The sequence below is a fragment of the Patulibacter sp. NPDC049589 genome, from assembly GCF_040675535.1.
Classification (GTDB): Bacteria; Actinomycetota; Thermoleophilia; order Solirubrobacterales; family Solirubrobacteraceae; genus Patulibacter.
On record NZ_JBFAPC010000058.1, the window covers coordinates 14,610 to 32,058 of the forward strand.

15 protein-coding genes are annotated in these 17,449 nt (G+C 74.4%); 5 read left to right on the forward strand and 10 right to left on the reverse strand.

Annotated features, from left to right (window positions below; translation table 11 throughout):
- Positions 1 to 21: 21 nt before the first annotated feature.
- On the reverse strand, positions 22 to 1,962 hold the full coding sequence (locus AB0L40_RS12850; protein ID WP_364354585.1) for an alpha/beta fold hydrolase: 1,941 nt from the start codon (positions 1,960 to 1,962) through the stop codon (positions 22 to 24).
- Between the two features lie 68 nt (positions 1,963 to 2,030).
- Between AB0L40_RS12850 and AB0L40_RS12855 the strand changes: the two genes are divergently transcribed.
- A complete protein-coding gene (locus tag AB0L40_RS12855; protein ID WP_364354588.1) occupies positions 2,031 to 2,423 on the forward strand; it encodes a Rid family detoxifying hydrolase in 393 nt (130 codons plus the stop codon).
- An 84-nt stretch (positions 2,424 to 2,507) separates the two neighbouring features.
- Here AB0L40_RS12855 and AB0L40_RS12860 read toward each other — a convergent pair whose 3' ends face one another.
- The 8 genes from AB0L40_RS12860 to AB0L40_RS12895 all read right to left on the reverse strand — a co-directional run bounded on the left by AB0L40_RS12860 (position 2,508) and on the right by AB0L40_RS12895 (position 12,628).
- On the reverse strand, positions 2,508 to 3,296 hold the full coding sequence (locus AB0L40_RS12860; protein ID WP_364354590.1) for a 3-oxoacyl-ACP reductase: 789 nt from the start codon (positions 3,294 to 3,296) through the stop codon (positions 2,508 to 2,510).
- Positions 3,297 to 3,444: 148 nt separating this feature from the next.
- On the reverse strand, positions 3,445 to 4,806 hold the full coding sequence (locus tag AB0L40_RS12865; RefSeq protein WP_364354593.1) for an aldehyde dehydrogenase family protein: 1,362 nt from the start codon (positions 4,804 to 4,806) through the stop codon (positions 3,445 to 3,447).
- A 58-nt stretch (positions 4,807 to 4,864) separates the two neighbouring features.
- The gene (locus AB0L40_RS12870; protein WP_364354596.1) at positions 4,865 to 5,662 is read right to left on the reverse strand and encodes a gamma-glutamyl-gamma-aminobutyrate hydrolase family protein; all 798 of its coding nucleotides are present in this window, start codon (positions 5,660 to 5,662) and stop codon (positions 4,865 to 4,867) included.
- 20 nt (positions 5,663 to 5,682) lie between these two features.
- Complete coding sequence (locus AB0L40_RS12875; protein WP_364354599.1) at positions 5,683 to 7,020, reverse strand: glutamine synthetase family protein; 1,338 nt, start codon at positions 7,018 to 7,020, stop codon at positions 5,683 to 5,685.
- Positions 7,020 to 8,588 carry an amino acid permease gene (locus tag AB0L40_RS12880; protein ID WP_364354601.1) on the reverse strand — a complete coding sequence of 523 codons (1,569 nt, stop codon included), beginning with the start codon at positions 8,586 to 8,588 and terminating at the stop codon, positions 7,020 to 7,022. The genes AB0L40_RS12875 and AB0L40_RS12880 overlap by 1 nt, the downstream gene beginning before the upstream one ends.
- Before the next feature lie 159 nt (positions 8,589 to 8,747).
- Positions 8,748 to 9,476, reverse strand: coding sequence for a GntR family transcriptional regulator (locus AB0L40_RS12885; protein ID WP_364354603.1), 729 nt, complete (start codon positions 9,474 to 9,476; stop codon positions 8,748 to 8,750).
- 111 nt (positions 9,477 to 9,587) lie between these two features.
- Positions 9,588 to 10,844, reverse strand: coding sequence for a cytochrome P450 (locus tag AB0L40_RS12890; RefSeq protein ID WP_364354606.1), 1,257 nt, complete (start codon positions 10,842 to 10,844; stop codon positions 9,588 to 9,590).
- A gap of 257 nt (positions 10,845 to 11,101) precedes the next feature.
- Positions 11,102 to 12,628, reverse strand: a complete 1,527-nt coding sequence (locus tag AB0L40_RS12895) for a BNR-4 repeat-containing protein (RefSeq protein ID WP_364354609.1) — start codon at positions 12,626 to 12,628, stop codon at positions 11,102 to 11,104.
- Between the two features lie 238 nt (positions 12,629 to 12,866).
- Between AB0L40_RS12895 and AB0L40_RS12900 the strand changes: the two genes are divergently transcribed.
- Entirely contained in the window at positions 12,867 to 14,084 is a 1,218-nt protein-coding gene (locus tag AB0L40_RS12900) for an acyl-CoA dehydrogenase family protein (RefSeq protein WP_364354612.1), read from the forward strand.
- A gap of 154 nt (positions 14,085 to 14,238) precedes the next feature.
- Here the strand turns inward: AB0L40_RS12900 and AB0L40_RS12905 are convergent, their stop codons facing one another.
- Positions 14,239 to 14,649: a GFA family protein gene (locus tag AB0L40_RS12905; protein ID WP_364354615.1), complete on the reverse strand. Its 411-nt coding sequence runs from the start codon at positions 14,647 to 14,649 to the stop codon at positions 14,239 to 14,241.
- 133 nt (positions 14,650 to 14,782) lie between these two features.
- Between AB0L40_RS12905 and AB0L40_RS12910 the strand changes: the two genes are divergently transcribed.
- The 3 genes from AB0L40_RS12910 to AB0L40_RS12920 form a co-directional block, all read left to right on the forward strand.
- A complete protein-coding gene (locus AB0L40_RS12910; RefSeq protein ID WP_364354618.1) occupies positions 14,783 to 16,297 on the forward strand; it encodes a cyclopropane-fatty-acyl-phospholipid synthase family protein in 1,515 nt (504 codons plus the stop codon).
- A gap of 49 nt (positions 16,298 to 16,346) precedes the next feature.
- Positions 16,347 to 16,838: a hypothetical protein gene (locus AB0L40_RS12915; protein ID WP_364354621.1), complete on the forward strand. Its 492-nt coding sequence runs from the start codon at positions 16,347 to 16,349 to the stop codon at positions 16,836 to 16,838.
- A gap of 36 nt (positions 16,839 to 16,874) precedes the next feature.
- Positions 16,875 to 17,449 (forward strand): endonuclease V (locus tag AB0L40_RS12920; protein WP_364354624.1); only part of this gene is annotated, 575 nt, incomplete at its 3' end.

Sequence of the window (17,449 nt, forward strand, 5' to 3'; positions counted from 1 at the left end):
CGGCGCCCGCGGCTCCTGCGCTCAGCGCTCCACGAAGGCCTGGATCCGCCGGGCGAACGTGGAGCCGAGCTGCTCGACGTCGTCGGGGTCGATGCCCAGCGCCTCGTAGATCGCGCTCTCGTCGGCGAGCGGGTTCGGCAGCGTGTAGCGGCCGGACCGCAGGCCGCGGCCCCGGACGAGGACGCGGATCCGCTTGCCGTCGCCGGCCTTCGTCGTCACGGCGGTGCCGGGCACGTAGCCCAGGCGGTCCAGGCGCAGGGTGCCGCCGGAGGTCAGCGTCGCGGTGCCGCTGCGCAGGCCGGCGACGTGGATCGCGGGCGGGGCGTCGAGCGACAGGGTGCCGTCGGAGCTCGCGAAGCTCGCCAGCAGCGCCGAGCGCACCGCGTCGAGGATGGTCGCGCGGGCGACGCCGCGGGCACGCTCCGTGGCGGTCCTGCCGAACGCGGCGGGGGACTCCGGGGCCAGCGGCGTGGCCTTCACCACGGCGCTCGGGCGGCGGCAGCGGCCGATCGGCTTGCCGGCCGCGAAGGCCGTCAGCGCGCCGGTCACGCAGCCCCGGCCGGAGCCGATCACGGAGTGGCCCTGGCCGGGGACCGAGAGCAGCTGGGTGCCGGGGTGGCGGGCGGCGACGCGCCGGGCCTCCTCGGGCGACGTGCGCGTGTCGTCCTCGCCGCTGAGCATCAGGGTCGGAACGTCCGGCGCGGCGCCGATGCCGAGGCCGTCGGGCGTGCCGGGCCACTCCTCGCACAGCCCGGCCGGGGTCAGGTCGACGAGGTCGGACGCCGCCCAGCCGCCGCGCTGGGCGCCGGTGAGACCGCCGAGGGCGGCGAGCGACGCGGTGCGCCGCGGCGCGCCGGGCGGGGTGCCCGGGGCCCACGGCTGGTGGGCGTCGCGGCAGACGGTCGCGACGTAGCTGCCGGTGCTGACGCTCGCGGCGGCGCCGACGCCGGAGGACGGGTCCTCGTCGTCCTCGGGCGTCGCCAGCAGGCCCGACTCGCGGGCGAGACGGCCGAGCGGGGCGGGGTCGCCCACGCCGGCGCGGCGCAGCGCGGCCGGCATCGCGGCACGCAGCATCGGGTCGAGGTCCCCGGCCTGGATCAGACTGATGAGGATCGTGGCGTCGACCTTGGCGGGGACGCGCTTGCCCTCGCCGTCGTCGACCGCGGTGGTCAGCGGCAGCAGCGCGCGGGTGCGGGCGAGGTCGGCGCCGACGTCGGTCGTGACGCCTCGGCAGGCCGCGCGCAGGCACGCGTGGCTCAGCGCGCCGGGCAGCGCCCGGAAGGTGCCGAGCGAGAACGGGTCGTTCCCGGTGGCGTCGACCGTCGAGTCCAGGACGAGGCCGGACACGCGGTCGGGGTGCGCCGCGGCGTAGCGCTGCGCGGTGAAGGTGCCGTAGGAGACCCCGACGACGAGGAGCTGGTCGTAGCCGCCGGCGATCCGGACGGCCTCGAGGTCGGCGACGACGTCGGAGGTGCCGTAGAGGTCGACGGCCGGGCCCAGGCGCCGCGCGCAGGAGCGGAAGCTCTCGGGCGTGGAGAGCCCGGTCACGGCGGTGGTCTCGAGCTCGGGACAGACGATGAGGTCGGTCGAGCGGCCGGTGCCGCGGGTGTCGACGGTGACGAGGTCGCGCTTCTTCAGCAGCGGCTTGAGCAGGGGCGCGACGTCGCTCGCCAGCAGCGTGGCGGCCTGGCCCGGGCCGCCGGCGAGGAACAGCACGCCCTCGCGGCGGACCTTCTTCTTCCGCTCGCCGAGCTGGACCGTCCGGACCGAGAGGCCGACCTCGCCCGGGACGGCGCCGGTGCGGTCCAGCGGGACGACGACGCGGGAGCAGCGCGTCCGGCCCACCGACTGGTCGCCGCAGCGCAGGTCGGCCGAGGCGGGGGCTGGCGCCGCCGCGATCACCGCCAGGACCGGGAGCAGCGCCGGGAGGAGCCGGGAGAGCGGGCGGGACACGCGGGACACGCGTGCGAGGCTACCGGCCCGCGCGGCTATCGTTGCCGCGTCCGCGCCCCCGCCCTGGAGCTCCACCGATGTCCATCGATCGCCACACCTTCGTCGTCCCCGGCGCGCCGCCCGCGATCGGCCCGTACGTCCACGCCGTGGCGTCCGCCGGCCTGCTGTTCTGCTCCGGCCAGATCCCCCTGCACCCGGAGACCGGCGAGCTCGTGGGGGAGACGCCCGCGGAGCAGGCGCGCCAGTGTCTCGAGAACCTCGCCGCCGTGGCGGAGGGCGCCGGCGCGCGCCTGGCCGATGCGGTCCGCTGCACCGTCTACCTGACCGACATGGGCGCGTTCGCGGCGGTCAACGAGGTCTACGCGGAGTTCTTCCCCGAGGACCCGCCGGCCCGCCTCGCCCTCGGCGTCGCGGCCCTGCCGAAGGGCGCGCTGGTCGAGGTGGAGGCGGTCATCGCCCTGTCGTCCTGACCCGGCCCACCCGGGTGGGCCGAGCCCTGCCGCAGTCCGATGCGCTCGGACTCGCGACGCTCGGGTCGGGGCCCGGCGCCGTCTCTAGATCGGCGTGACGTACGCCGCCGTCAGCCCGCCGTCGACCATGAACGTCGACGCCGTGATGAAGCTCGACTCGTCCGACGCCAGGAAGAGGACGGCGTTGGCGAGCTCGCGGGCCTGGGCGAAGCGGCCCATCGGGACGTGGACGAGGCGGCGGTTGGCGGCCTCGGCGTCGTTGGCGTAGAGCTCGCGCAGCAGCGGCGTGTCGACCGGCCCGGGGCACAGCGCGTTGACGCGGACGCCCTGGCGCGCGAACTGCACGCCGAGCTCGCGGCTCATCGAGAGGACGCCGCCCTTCGACGCGGTGTAGGCGATCTGCGAGGTCGCGGCCCCCATCAGGGCGACGAACGACGCGGTGTTGATGATCGACCCGCCGCCGGTCTCCAGCAGGTGCGGGAGCCCGTGCTTGCAGCAGAGGTAGACGGACTTCAGGTTGACGTCCTGCACGCGCTGCCAGGCGTCCTCCTCGGTCTCGAGGATCGAGTCGTCGTCGGGTGGCGAGATGCCGGCGTTGTTGAAGAGGACGTCGATCGTGCCGTACGTCTCGCGGACCTGCGCGTAGGCGGCGGCGACGTCGGCCGAGGACGTGACGTCCCCCTGGATCGCCAGGTCGACCTCGGGCTGGTCGGCGGTCAGGTCGAAGCCGACGACCGTGGCGCCCTGCTCGCGGAAGACCTTGGCGGTCTCCGCCCCGATGCCGGACGCGGAGCCGGTGATGACGGCGACCTTGCGCTCCAGGCGGCCGGGGTGGGAGCCGGCGGTCTCGGTGCTGCTCTCGGTGCTGCTCATGCGGCCTCCTCGGGGTGATGGGTGACGGTCTCGGGGCGCGCGACGCGCCCGGAGGGGAAGGGGTGTCCGGGTTCGGCCCGGCCACCCGGGTCGCCGGCGATCGTCGGTCGGCCGGCGGCGGCGCCGCGCCCGCGACGTGGGAGGTGCGTCACGCGCCGGTCGCCCAGTAGACGGTCTTCAGCTCGGAGTAGGCCTCCATCGCGTGCGGGCCGAGCTCGCGCCCGACGCCCGACTGCTTGAAGCCGCCGAACGGCGTGGAGACGCGGACCGAGCTGTTGGAGTTGATCGACAGCACGCCGGACGCGATGCCGCGGGCGACGCGCAGGGCGCGGCCGCCGTTCTCGGTCCAGATCGAGCCGGAGAGCCCGTAGATCGAGTCGTTGGCGATCCGCACGGCGTCGGCCTCGTCGTCGAACGGGATGACGGAGACGACGGGGCCGAAGATCTCCTCGCGCGCGGCCGGGCTCGTCGGGTCGACCGGGCAGAGCACGGTGGGCGGGAACCAGAACCCGTCGCCGTCGGGGGCGCTGCCGCGGAACGCGACCTGCGCGTCGTCGGGCACGAACGACGCGACCTTCTCGCGGTGCGCCGCCGAGATCAGCGGTCCCATGGCGACGTCCGGTCCGAGCGGGTCGCCGACGGTCACGGCCTGCACCGCGGGCTCGAGCAGCTCGAGGAAGCGGTCGATCGCCGAGCGCTGCACCAGGATCCGCGAGCGGGCGCAGCAGTCCTGGCCGGCGTTGTCGAAGACGGCGCCCGGGGCGGCGGCTGCGGCGGCCTCCAGGTCGGCGTCGGCGAAGACGACGTTGGCCGACTTGCCCCCGAGCTCGAGCGTGACGCGCTTGATCGTGCTCGCCGCGGCGCGCTGGATGCCGGCGCCGACGCGGGTGGAGCCGGTGAAGGCGATCTTCGCGACGTCCGGGTGCTCGACGAGGTGCTGCCCGACCGTCGGACCAGGGCCGGCAACGACCTGGAACACGCCCTCCGGGAACCCGGCCTCCAAGGCGATCCGCTCCAGCTCGATCGCCGTCAGCGGCGTCAGCTCGGCGGGCTTGAGGATCGCGCAGTTGCCGGCCGCCAGCGCGGGGGCGAGCTTCCACGACGCGATCGGCAGTGGGAAGTTCCACGGCGTGATCAGGCCGACGACGCCCAACGGCTCGTGGAAGGTCATGGCGACGCCCCCCGCGACGGGGATCGTGTCGCCGAGGTGTCGCTCGACGCCGCCGGCGAAGTAGCGGAACGTCGCGGCGACCATGCCGATCTCGCCACGGGCGGACGCGATCGGGTGCCCGGCGTTGCGGGCCTCCAGGGTCGCGAGCGGCTCGAGCTCGGCCTCGACCGCGTCGGCGAGGCGCAGCAGGAGCAGCGCGCGGTCCGACGGCGCGACGTCGCGCCAGGCCGGGAACGCGGCCCGGGCGCGGGCGACGGCGCGGTCGACGTCCTCGGTCGTGGCCTCGGCGATCTCGGCCATCGGGCGGCCGGTCGCGGGCTCGACGACGGTCAGGGTCATCGGTCCTCCTTCTGGGTGGTGGTGACGGTCGGCCGCGGCCGGCGGCGGGGCGCGCCGGTCATCGGGTGGTCCGCCCGGAGGCGGTCGCGTGGGTGCGGGCGGCGTCGACGAGCGCCGCGATCACGGCGCTGCGCGGGTCGGCCTCGGGGTGCCACTGGACGCCGAGGCAGAACGTGCGGTCGCCGCGCTCGATCGCCTCGGTCAGGCCGTCGCCGGTGGCCCGGCCGGTGACGTTCCAGTCGGCGGGCAGGCGGTCGAGCGCCTGGTGGTGGTGCGAGCGGACGGACGCGGCGTCGGCGCCGACGGCCCGTGCCGCCAGCGACCCGGGGACGAGGTCGACGCCGTGGGCGTTGCGCTCGTCGAGCGTGCCCGCCACCCGTCGGTGCTCGTCGGTGTGGAGCACGTCGGGCAGGTGCTGGATCAGCGTGCCGCCGCCCGCGGCCGCGACGATCTGCATGCCGCGGCAGATCGCCAGGAGCGGCAGGTCGGCGTCCTGCGCGGCGCGGGCGAGCGCGATCTCGAAGGCGTCGCGGTCAGGCGTCTCGCCGGTCGTCGCGGGATCGGGCTCGGCGCCGTAGGACGCGGGGGAGAGGTCCACCCCGCCGGTGAGGATCAGGCCGTCGAGGCCGCGCAGCGCGTCGCCGGGGTTCGCTGCGTCGACCGGGTCGACGGGCAGGAGCACGGCGCGGCCGCCGGCGCGCTGGATCGCGGCGACGTAGCTCGCGGGTACGAAGTCGGCGGGCTGCTCCCAGGCGCCGCCGTGGCGGATCGTCTCGTGGGCGCAGCTGACGCCGACCACGGGTCGGGGCGTGGTGACGACGACGCCGGCGGCGTCGGGGTGTCCGGTGGTGCTCATCGGGGGCTCCGGTCGGGGGTCTACAGCCGCTCGAAGCCGCGGAAGCGCTCCCAGTCGGTCACGGCCGCGCCGAACGCGTCGAGCTCGACCTGGGCCATGTTGGCGTAGTGCGCGACGACCTCCGGACCGAAGGCCTCCTGCGCCAGCGGGCTGGCGACGAACAGGTCGCGGGCGGCGTGCAGCGTCGTGGGCACCTGCGGCACCTCGGCCTCGTAGGCGTTGCCGGTGGTGGGCGGCCCGAGCGTCAGCTTCCGGTCGATCCCGTCGAGCCCCGCCGCGATCGTGGCGGCGAGCGCGAGGTACGGGTTGACGTCGGCGCCGGGGACGCGGTTCTCGACGCGCAGCCCCTCGCCGTGGCCGACGACGCGCAGGGCGCAGGTCCGGTTGTCCTCCCCCCAAGCGATCGCGGTCGGCGCGAACGACGCGGACGCGTAGCGCTTGTAGGAGTTGATGTTCGGGGCGAAGAGCAGCGTCAGCGCCTCGACGTGCTCGAGCTGGCCGGCGACGAACGACTCGAAGAGGGCGCGGTCCTGCGCGAAGACGTTCTCGCCCGTCGCGGCGTCCGCGAGCGAGCAGTGGATGTGGCACGAGTTGCCCTCGCGCTCGTCGTACTTCGCCATGAAGCTGATCGACATGTCCTCCTGCGACGCGATCTCCTTCGCGCCGTTCTTGTAGACCACGTGCTGGTCGGCGGCGGTGAGCGCGTCGCCGTAGCGGATGTTGACCTCGTGCTGGCCGAGGTTGCACTCGCCCTTGGAGTCCTCGACGCGCATGCCCGCGGCGGTCATGTCGTTGCGGATCCGGCGGATCAGCGGCTCGACGCGGGAGGTCCCGAGCAGCGAGTAGTCGACGTTGTAGAGGTTGGCGGGCTCGAGGTCGCGGTAGCCGGCGTGCCACGCCTCCTCGTAGCCGGTGCGGAAGACGAGGAACTCGAGCTCCGTCGCCGCGTTGCAGACCCAGCCGCGCTCCTCGAGGCGACGCAGCTGCCTCCGCAGCACCTGGCGCGGCGACGCGACGACGTCGGACCCGTCGGGCCAGACGACGTCCGCCAGGCAGATGACGGTCCCCGGCTGCCACGGCACCGGCCGCAGCGTCGCCATGTCGGGCCGCATGACGAAGTCGCCGTAGCCGCCCTCCCACGACGCCATCGCGTAGCCGCCGACGGTGTGCATCTCGACGTCGACGGCCAGCAGGTAGTTGCAGCCTTCCGCGCCGTGCTCGGCGATGTCCTCGACGAAGTGCCGCGCGGTCAGCCGCTTGCCCTGGAGCCGCCCCTGCATGTCGGTCATCCCGAGGACGACGGTGTCGACCTCTCCGGCGTCGACCTGCGCGCGCAGGTCCTCCAGGGTCAGGGCCATCAGACGTCCAGCTCCTCTTCGATCTCGCGGACGGTGTGCAGCGGCCCGGTGAACCACTTCCGGGCCGACAGCAGCCACCAGACTCCCACGGCGCCGAGGACGACGACCACGGTGATCGGGGCGAAGTTCACGCTGCTCCACGTGAAGTCGTCGTTCCAGGGCAGGCCGGCGTCGGCCGCCGGGACGATGAACAGCAGGCAGATGAAGACGACCCAGGCGATCGCGACGATCCCGACGATCTTGTACCAGCGCCCCAGGCTCCAGTCGCCGGTCTCGAAGGCGGACCCGTGCTTCAGCCGCAGCCAGATCGGGATCGCGTAGGAGATGTAGAGGCCGATCACCGCGATCGACGTGGCCGCGGAGTAGGCGACCAGCGACTTGTCCGAGGACACGATCAGCGAGGGGATCAGCAGGATCCACGCGAAGACCACGACGACGCCGATCGCCGCGACGGGGACGCGGCGGCTGGAGAGCACGGACCAGTAGCGGGACCCGGGGACGGCCTTGTCCCGCGAGAACGCGTAGAGCATGCGGGACGCGGCGGTGACCGACGCGTAGCCGCAGAAGAGCTGCGCGACCGCGGCGATGATGAGCAGCAGGCCGGAGAGGAAGCCCGACAGCTGCGTGTCGAGGATGTAGATGACCGGCGACGGCAGCCCCGCCTTGGCCGTCGCGTCGAGCGTCTCCTGGGCGGTGCCCGGGATGGCGTAGGTCACGACCATGATCAGGACGTAGCCGAACACGGCCGAGACCAGGATGGTGTTGATGATCCCCTTCGCCACGGCCGTCGAGGCGTTCTTCGTCTCCTCGGACATGTGCGCCGAGGCGTCGTACCCGGTGAACGTGTACTGCGCGTGCAGCAGGCCGAGCAGGAAGCTGAAGCCCACGCCGCCGAAGCCGACGCCGGAGTTGTCGACCGTCTTCGTGAATGCGAACGAGAAGTCCTGGTGGCTGTGGGCGAACAGCACGAGGACCAGGAGGAAGATCGTCACGCCGATCAGGTGCCACCAGGCCGAGACCATGTTGATCGCGTTCATGATCTGCGGCCCGATCACGTTCATCCCGGCGTGCAGCAGCAGGATCACCGTGAAGACCGCGAACAGCGTGCCCGGGCTCGTGCCGAGCCCGAGGCCGATCGTCTCGAGCACCGCGGTGACGAAGATCGCCGCGCCGTAGTCGATGGCCGCTGTGACGGCGATCTGCCCGACGAGGTTGAACCACCCCGTGAACCAGCCGTGCGCGGGGGTGCCGAGCTTCGAGGCCCACCAGTAGAGGCCGCCGGCGGTCGGGTAGGCCGAGGCGAGCTCGGCCATCGCCATGCCGACGAACAGGACCATGATCGAGACGAGGGGCCAGCCCCAGGCCATCGTGATCGGTCCGCCGTTCTGCAGCCCGATCCCGTAACTCGCCAGGCCGCCGGTGAGGATCGAGACGATCGAGAACGAGATCGCGAAGTTCGAGAACCCGCCCATGCTGCGCTCGAGCGTCGGCTCGTACCCCATCTCCCGCAGCCGGCGAACATCGGCGTCGCCTTCCGGTGCCGCCGCTGGTTCCTCGATCGTGCTCATGCCGTCGCTCCCGCGCGTAAAGGTTTGCTCGCCGTGCCTTCTGGGCGAACCTACCCGCGGCCCGGGAGCCCGGTCAATCGCCGTTCGTCCAAACCCGCGTGCGCACGGTCACGGACGGGGACCTCGGCGACGGCGGGATCCGGGGAGGAACGTCGGGCCTCAGGCCGGCGCGAGGCCCGCGATGACCTGCTCGGTGCCCGCGAGGTGGCGACGCATCGTGCGCACCGCGGCGGCGACGTCGCCGCGCTCGACGGCCGCCACGAGCCGGCGATGCTCGACGTTGGAGTGCTCGAGCACGGCGCGGGGGTGGGCGATGTGGGCGATCAGGTCCGTGGCCTCGGCCTGGAGCTCGGCGGCCTGGAGGACGAGGCGGCGGACGCCGGTCAGCTCGGCCAGGCCCACGTGCAGCGCCGCGTCGGCGCGGCGGTACGCGGTGAAGCCGTCCGCGTCGCCCATCAGGACGATCTGCTCGCGGAGCGCACGGAGGCCGTCGTGCGTCTCGCCGGGCGCGGCCGCCGCCCGCTCGGCGGCGAGGCACGTCACGCCGATCTCGAACGCGCGGCGCGCCGCGACGCGGTCCCGCCAGTCGTCCGGCAGGGCGCCGGCCGCGCCGTGCGCGGCGAGCGGCGGCCGGTCGACGACGAAGGTCCCGCCGCCTCGCCCGCGGGTCGCGACGAGGTGGCCGGACTCCGCCAGCGCGCCGAGCGCCTGGCGCAGCGTGGAGCGCGAGATCCGCAGCTGCTCCGCGAGGTCGCGCTCGGCCGGGAGCCGCTGCCCCGCCGGGAGCAGCCCGGCACGGATCGCGCTGCCGAGGCGCTCGACGGTCTCCTCGAGCGTCGTGGGCGCGACGACGGGCGAGAAGACCGCGTCGGTGGCGTCGGTGGCCATCCCCCGAAGCTAGCGCGCGCGGGACCGTGGTCACCGCGGGCCGGGGCGAGCCCGGACGCGGAGAGGGTCCGCCCGACACCGCGACGCGCGTGTCCTGGCCGCCGCCTGCGGTCAGCCGAGCTCCATCGGCAGGTGGTTGATCCCGTCGACGAAGTTGCCGATCACCTGGCGCGGCGCGCCGACCCGGATCCCGGGGTGTCGGCCCAGCAGCTCGGAGAACAGCGCGGTCAACTGGACCTTCGCCAGCGGGGCGCCGAGGCAGTAGTGCGGGCCGCCGCCGCCGAAGCCGAGGTGGCGGTTGGGGGCGCGCAGGACGTCGAAGCGGTCGGGCGCGTCGAAGGCGGTCTCGTCCCGGTTGCCGGACGGGTAGACCAGTACGACCTTCTCGCCCGCGGCGACCGCGCGGCCGGCGATCTCCGTGTCGCGGGTGGCGGTCCTCCGGAAGGTCATCACGGGCGTCGCCCAGCGGACGAACTCCTCGACGGCGACCGGCAGGCGACCGTCGAGGTCCTCCAGGAGCCGTGCGCGCTGGTCCGGGTGCTCCTGCAGCGCGACCATCGCGTGCGACGTCGTGTGCCGGGTCGTGTCGTTGCCCGCCACGCTCAGGAGCACGAAGAACGCGGCGATCTCCGGCGTGTTCAGGGTCTCGCCGTCGATCTGCGCGTGGACGAGGGCGGACAGCAGGTCGTCGGTGGGGTGCGCGCGCCGCTGCTCCGCCAGCGCGGTGCAGGCCTGGTGCAGCTCCCACAGCGCCTCGCCGACGACCGCCAGGCCGTCGCGGCCCTGCAGGTACTCGGGATCGCTCCAGGAGACCATCGCGTCGCTGTAGTGGACGAGCCGCTCGCGGTCCTCCTCGGGCACGCCCAGCATCCGCATGATCGTCATCAGCGGCAGGCGCTTGGCGACGTGGGTGACGAAGTCGTCGGAGTCCGCGTCCGGCAGCTCGTCGACGACCTGGCGGGCGTCGCGACGGACCCCGTCCTCGAGCGACCGCACCTGCTTGGGCGTGAAGGCCGAGGAGATCAGCCCGCGCACGGCGGCGTGGCGCGGGTCGTCCATCGCGAGGATCGAGATCGCCATGTCGAGGAACTCCTGCGGCGCGTCCTCGAACATCACGCCCTTGGACGAGCAGAAGTCCCTCGGGTTGCGCGACACCGCGCGGATGTCGTCGTAGCGGGTCAACGCCCAGTAGCCGCCGGTGAGGTCGCCGTCGAGCTCCACGAGCAGGCCCTCGGGCTGACGCTGCCACGAGACCGGCTCCTCGTCGCGCAGGCGCGCGAACGCGGCCTCCCGCTCGGCGCGCGGGCGGGCCCAGAACGCCTGGGCGGAGATGTCGGCGATGGCGTTGGGATCGGTGCTGGTGCTCATGGGGCCGCTTCCGTCGGGGGCGGGGTCGGGGGGCATTCGACACGAAACTTGACACCGTGTCAAATCGAGTTCGGGCGGCCCGGTGGCGACCGGCGCGGCGGCCTGATCACCAGCGTCCTGGGGGCCTCTGCCAGGACGACCCGGAGAGCCCCTTCTGGGCCGGACGCGGGAGGGGACCCGGTGGCGGAGGACGACGTCACCGCAGGGTCGGCCGAACGCCGGGGCGGCTCGCCCCGTCGGTCGCCCCCGCCGCTGGGTCAGCCGCGGCGGCGCGCCACCGTCATGGTGCGCACCGCCAAGCGCCGGTCGCCTTGCCAGACGGACGCCCGCCAGCGGCCGGGCGTCACCCGCGGGACGGTGACGGTGGCACGGCCCCCGACGATGCGAAACGCGCGCCGCGGGCCGGGGCGCAACGCAACGCCGTCGGGCGCGCGTGCGAGTCGGAGTTCGAGCCGTCCACGGCGCAGGCCGGTGCGGACCCGCAGCGGCCCGCCTCGGCGGACGCCGGCGACGTCGATCCGCAGGCGGGGCCCGGCGGCCGGCACGACCGCGCCGCGCGGCCGCCAGACCAGCGCGGTCCGGAACGCCGTGTAGGCCGGGTAGGAGCCACGCATCCACGCGAGCCCGCCGGCCACGGGGTAGGGCCGGACGTTGTCGGTGCCGGACCCGCGGGTGATCGGGTCGAAGGTCCAGCCGTCGGGCGTGCGGGTCGCGCGGTCGAGCTCGTGGTGCGCCCCGACGACCCGGGAGACGTAGGCGACGTCCGGGTCGGCGGGGTCGAGGGTCACGCCGCCGGAGTAGTTCGGCTCGTTGCCGGAGCCCTCGAACGAGCCGCCGGCGGCCGTCAGCTCCTCGTCGGCGAAGCGCGTCCCGTCCCACGTCGCCCAGCGGTAGCGGTGGTCCGCGTTCGTCGGGAAGGTCGCGTAGGCGATCGTCGGCCGACCGTCCCGGACGACGAGGTCGTGCACCCACGCGCCGGCGGCGTCCTGCGGGTGGACGACGTCGCCGGCGGTCGGGTCGACGGGGACGCCGAGGCGCCCGATCGGCCGGCCGTCCTGGTGCTCGACGCGGTCGCCGCGGATCACCGCGTGGTAGACGGCGCTGTCGCGCTCCCGGGGGTGGCCGAGGGTCCACGCGACGTGGATCTCGTCGCCGTCGCGGCGGTACTTCGCGTAGCGGACCCGGGGGCCCGCGGGATCGAACAGCGGCTTCGCCGCCGTCCACGTGTCGCCGTCGTCGGGCGAGGCCGCGTACGTCGCGGTCGTGTCCGCGCCGGACCAGAAGAGGTAGAGCGTCGTGCCGACGCGCATCGGGTTGGGGTACGTGAAGCCCCCGGGCGGGCGGGACGGATCAGGAGGGTTCGGCGGCGCGTCGCGGACCGGGCCCCACGAGGTGATGCCCCGCTCGGCCGTGCGGTAGCGGATCGCGGGGCCGTTGTGGGCGGACCAGAACGCCATCAGCCGGCCGTCGCGGCGGACGTAGAACGCCGGGTCGTCGTGGTCGTCCTGCTCCAGGTGCGGGTCGAGGACCGCCTGCCGGCCGAGGTCGTCGCCGACCATGATCGACCCGTCGCCGGCGACCCAGCCGAAGACGGCGCGGCGGCCGTAGGCGATCGCCCGGGGGTCGGCGAACCAACACCAGGCGCCGTTCGCTGCGAGGACGACCTCGGACGTCGCGGGTGAGGCGATCGGCGTCGGCGGCGGCGTCGCGCCGGCGGCCGGGGCGGCCAGGACGGCGGCGCTCAAGATCGCGAGGACGGCGGAGGCGGTGCGGGTGCTGGGCATACGGACCACGGGACGCGGGCGGGACGGCGTGGACGCTATCCGCTGCCCGCCCGGCCGGGCGCGGGGGGTCGGGCGCGGTGCGACTCCCGTGCAACCGCGGTCGGTTGTGCGGTCGTACCCCGGCGTGACCGCGGACCGCCCCGATCGGGGGGTATCCTGGTCCGTCTGTCTCCCGTGTGCTGGACGGTTCTCCTCCGTCCGGGGCACGGCCGCCCACGTCGTCGTCATCGGAGCACCCATGGCCACCGCCGCGTTCACCACCGAGCCCACCGATCCCGAGACGCGGGAGGAGATCGTCGCGCTGGTCCGGCAGTTCACGGACGAGCAGATCATCCCCAACGCGGAGCACTACGACTCCACCGACACGTGGCCGGAGCCGATCGTGGAGGGCCTGAAGGAGCTGGGCCTGTTCGGCGTCACGCTGCCGGAGGAGTACGGCGGCCTCGGCTTGGACCTGCAGACCTACGCCCGCATCGCGGAGGAGCTCGCGCGTGGGTGGATCTCGGTCCCGGGCATCGTCAACACGCACTTCATCGGCGCGTACCTGCTGATGAAGTTCGGCACCGACGAGCAGAAGCAGAAGTACCTGCCCCGCATGGCGACGGGCGAGCTGCGCGCCGCGTTCTCGCTGTCGGAGCCGCACGCCGGCTCGGACGTGCAGGCGATCAAGACGGCCGCGAAGAAGCTCGACGACGGCCGCTACGAGATCAACGGCCAGAAACTGTGGGTCACCAACGGCCTGATGTCCGGCCTGGTCTTCGTGCTCGTCGTGACGGACCCGACCGCCAGCCCGAAGTACAAGGGCATGACGTGCTTCATCTGCGAGAAGGAGCCCGGCGTGTCGGTCAACACCGGCGCGTACGAGGGCTTCGAGGTGCCGCCGAAGATCAAGAAGATGGGCTACAAGGGCGTCGAGTCCACGGAGCTGGTCTTCAACGGCTACAAGCTCGGCGCGGACCAGATCCTCGGTGGCGAGGAGGCCGGCCTGAACAAGGGCTTCAAGCAGATGATGGACTCGCTGGAGGTCGGTCGCGTGAACGTCGCCGCCCGTGGCGTCGGGGTCGCGCAGCGCGCGTTCGAGCTGGCCATCCGCTACGCCCAGGAGCGCGAGACGTTCGGCAAGCCGATCGCGCAGCACCAGCTCGTGCAGGAGAAGCTCGCGGACATGTACACCCGCCTCGAGGGCGCGCGGCTCTTGACGTACCGCGCGGCGGAGCTGAAGGACAAGGGCGAGCGCTCCGACACCGAGGCCGCGATGGCCAAGCTGGCAGCGTCGGAGGCCGGCCACAAGAACGCCGAGGACTCCCTGCGGATCCACGGCGGCTTCGGGTTCTCCAAGGAGTACGAGATCGAGCGGATCTACCGCGACGCGCCGCTGCTGCTGATCGGCGAGGGCACGTCCGACATCCAGCGCATGGGCATCGCCAAGGGGCTGCTCAAGCGCTACAAGATCTAGGGGCGGCCGGGCCTGCCGCGGCGGGGATCGAGCGGTTCGAGGGCGCCGGCGACAGCGTCCTCGGTCGTTCCGGGACCGGTCGGCCGGTGCGGCCGGCGGGGGGCCCCGGGTGCGACGGCGGGGCGGGCGACCCGCCCGCGGTGTGGCCGGACGGTCAGGCGGGCAGGCGCTCGTCGAAGCGCGGCAGGCCGTCGTCGGGGATCGGCTCCCACGGGGCGGCGTAGGCGACGAACTGGCGGGCCTGCGGGCGGACGCCCGGGTCGCCGTCGATCGCGGCCATCCGCACCATCACCCGGCCGTGGTCCGCAGGGTCCTGGGCGAAGACCGCGGAGCCGCAGCTCGCGCAGAAGACCTTGTCGAAGCCGCCCGGCTTCCAGCGCCCGAGCGAGGCCTCGCCCGCGAGCAGCCGGAACGACCCGTCGACGGTCTTCGCCGACGCCTGGGCGGCCGTCCCGGTCCGGTGCTGGCAGCGGGTGCAGTGGCAGTAGGCGGCCGCGACCAGCGGCGCGGTGATCTCGAAGCGGACGGCCCCGCAGCCACAGCCTCCGGTCAGGACGGTGCTCATCGGGGCACCGTATCTCGACGGCGCCCGCCCGCGGATCGCCCGTGCCCAAGGGCCTGTGCATCGGCGACGGCTAGCGTGGTGAGTGCAAGTAGTCAGGAGCCGCGGCCGCGCGCCGGCCGCGAGGGGGAGCCCGATGTCCACACGCAGCACCCGACCGAACCCCACCACCGGCCCGCGTAGACGGGGCTCGAACGGCGCGTCGCCGACGCGCCCCGGCGCCCGTGCACCGCGGCCGCGCGCCGGCGAGGTCGAGGCGTCCGCCGCCGAGACGTCGATCCCGGTCCCCGGGTCCGTGGCGGGAGCCCGGACGCGCACGGCCGGCGGGCCCGGCGTGCGCCGGCGCCGCGGGCCGGACCGCGTCGCCCCCGCCGGCGCGGGCGCGGCCGACCTGCTGCGCCCGATCGTCGACCGCGTCCTCGGCCGGCTCGGCAAGCCGCTGCCCCTGCACGTGCGGTTCTGGGACGGCAGCGTCCTGGCCGCCGGCGACCCCGCCGCGCCCACGGTCGTCGTCCGCGCCCCCGAGGCGCTCGCGCACGCCCTGCGCAACACCGGGGAGCTCGGGATCGCGCGCGCCTGGGTGCTCGGCCTGGCCGACCTCGAGGGCGACGTCGAGGACGCGATCACCCGCGGCCAGGAGCTCCGCGGCCTGCGGATCACCGCCCGCGACAAGGCGGCGGTCCTGCGGGCGGCGATCCGGCTCGGCGCGGTGCGGCCGGCCCCGCTGCCCGAGGCCGAGGCGACCGTCCGCGGCCACCGCCACGACCCCGAGAGCGACAGCGCGGCGGTCCAGTACCACTACGACATCTCCAACCACTTCTACCGGCTGGTCCTCGGGCCGTCGATGGTCTACTCCTGCGCGTACTTCGAGGGGCCGGAGGGCGAGGACGACGACCTCGAGGCCGCGCAGGCCCGCAAACTGGACCTGATCTGCCGGAAGCTCCGCCTGCACGAGGGCGAGCGGCTCCTCGACGTCGGCTGCGGCTGGGGCAGCCTCGTGATCCACGCCGCCCGCCGCTACGGCGTCCACGCCGTCGGCATCACCGCGTCGCCCGCCCAGGCCGACCTGGCGCAGGCGCGCGTGCGCGAGGCCGGCCTGGAGGACCGCGTCGAGATCCGCGTCCAGGACTACCGCGACGTCGACGACGGGCCGTTCGACGCGATCGCGTCCGTCGGCATGTACGAGCACGTGGGGGAGGCCCAGCTGCCGACCTACGCCGCCAAGCTGTTCGGGCTGCTGCGCCCCGGCGGACGCCTGCTCAACCACGGCATCACGCGCCTGCACGACGGCGAGCAGCGCCAGGAGACGTTCACCGACCGGTACGTCTTCCCCGACGGCGAGCTGCACCGGCTCGCGGTCGTCGTCGACGTGCTCGAGCAGGCTGGTCTCGAGGTCCGCGACGTCGAGTCCCTCCGCGAGCACTACGCGCGGACGCTGCGCGCGTGGAGCCGCAACCTCGCGACGCACCGCGACGAGGCCGTCGCGGACGTCGGCTTCCAGCGTGAACGCGTCTGGCGGCTCTACATGGCGGCCTCCGCCGCGGTCTTCGCGTCGGGCCACATCTCGATCGTCCAGACCCTGGCCGTCAAGCCGGGTGCCCCGCACGAGCTGCCGCCGACGCGGGCGCACCACCTGGACGCGCGGCCGTAGGGGCGCGCGGGCGAGGCCGGGGGCGCGGCCGTCGGATATACCTGCCGCCATGCGTGCGTCCGCCGTCCCGCGCGCCGCCGGCCTGGCCGCGGCGCTCCTCCTCGTCCCCGCCGCGAGTGCCGCGGCCGAACCGCGCGCCGTCCGCGGTGGGACGGGGGTCCTCGTCGTCGATCCCGGGTTGCGACGCGACGCGGCCCGGGGGCACGTCCGGATCCGCGCCGGCGGGGGCGCGCGGATCGGCGCGACCCGCGCAGTCCTGCCCGTGCGCTCCGGCACCGTGGACCCGGCGACCGCCGCCGCGGGGACGACGGTCCGCGGCGTGATCCGGTGGGACGGACGTCGCGGCCGGGGGAAGGCCGTCCCGTGGACCGCGCTGCGCGTGCAGGGCGGACGCCGGTGGACGCTGCGCGCCCGCGTGCCCGGCGGACGGTCCTCCGTCGTGGTCGGGACCGCCACCGCGGCCGCCCGGCCGCGCGCGACGGCGACGGCTGTGTCGGTCCCCGCGGTGCGGCTCCGCCTGTCGGCGCGGGGGGCCCGGTGACCCGGGTCACGCGCGGAGACAACATATCTTCGGGCGGTGCAGTCGTGGCCGCGTACCGAAGAAGAAGCTCTTGCCCTCCAGGACACCTTGCGTTCACGCGTGGTTCTCCTTCCCGGGCCGGCGTCGCCGGCCACCGTGGCCGGTCTCGACGTCGCCTACGACGGCGACCGGCTCGCCGCCGCCGTGGTCGTCCTCGATGCCGTCGACCTCTCGGTACGCGACACCGCCGTGGTGAACGGCCGTCCCGCTTTCCCGTACGTCCCGGGCCTGTTCGCCTTCCGCGAGGTGCCCGCTCTGCTGGCGGCGCTGGAGAAGCTGGCCGTCCGCCCGGAGGTGCTGATCTGCGACGGCCACGGGCTGGCGCATCCGCGCCGGTTCGGTCTCGCCGCGCACCTGGGCGTGCTCACCGGCCTGCCGTCCTTCGGGGTGGGCAAGACCCGGCTGGTGGGGGAGTACGAGCCGGTGGGCGAGGAGCGCGGCGCCCGGTCGCCGTTGATCGACTCGGGCGAGACGGTCGGCGCGGTGCTGCGCACGCAGCGCGGGGTCAAGCCGGTGTTCGTGTCGGCCGGGCACCGCATCGACCTGGACACGAGCTGCGCGCTCACGCTGCG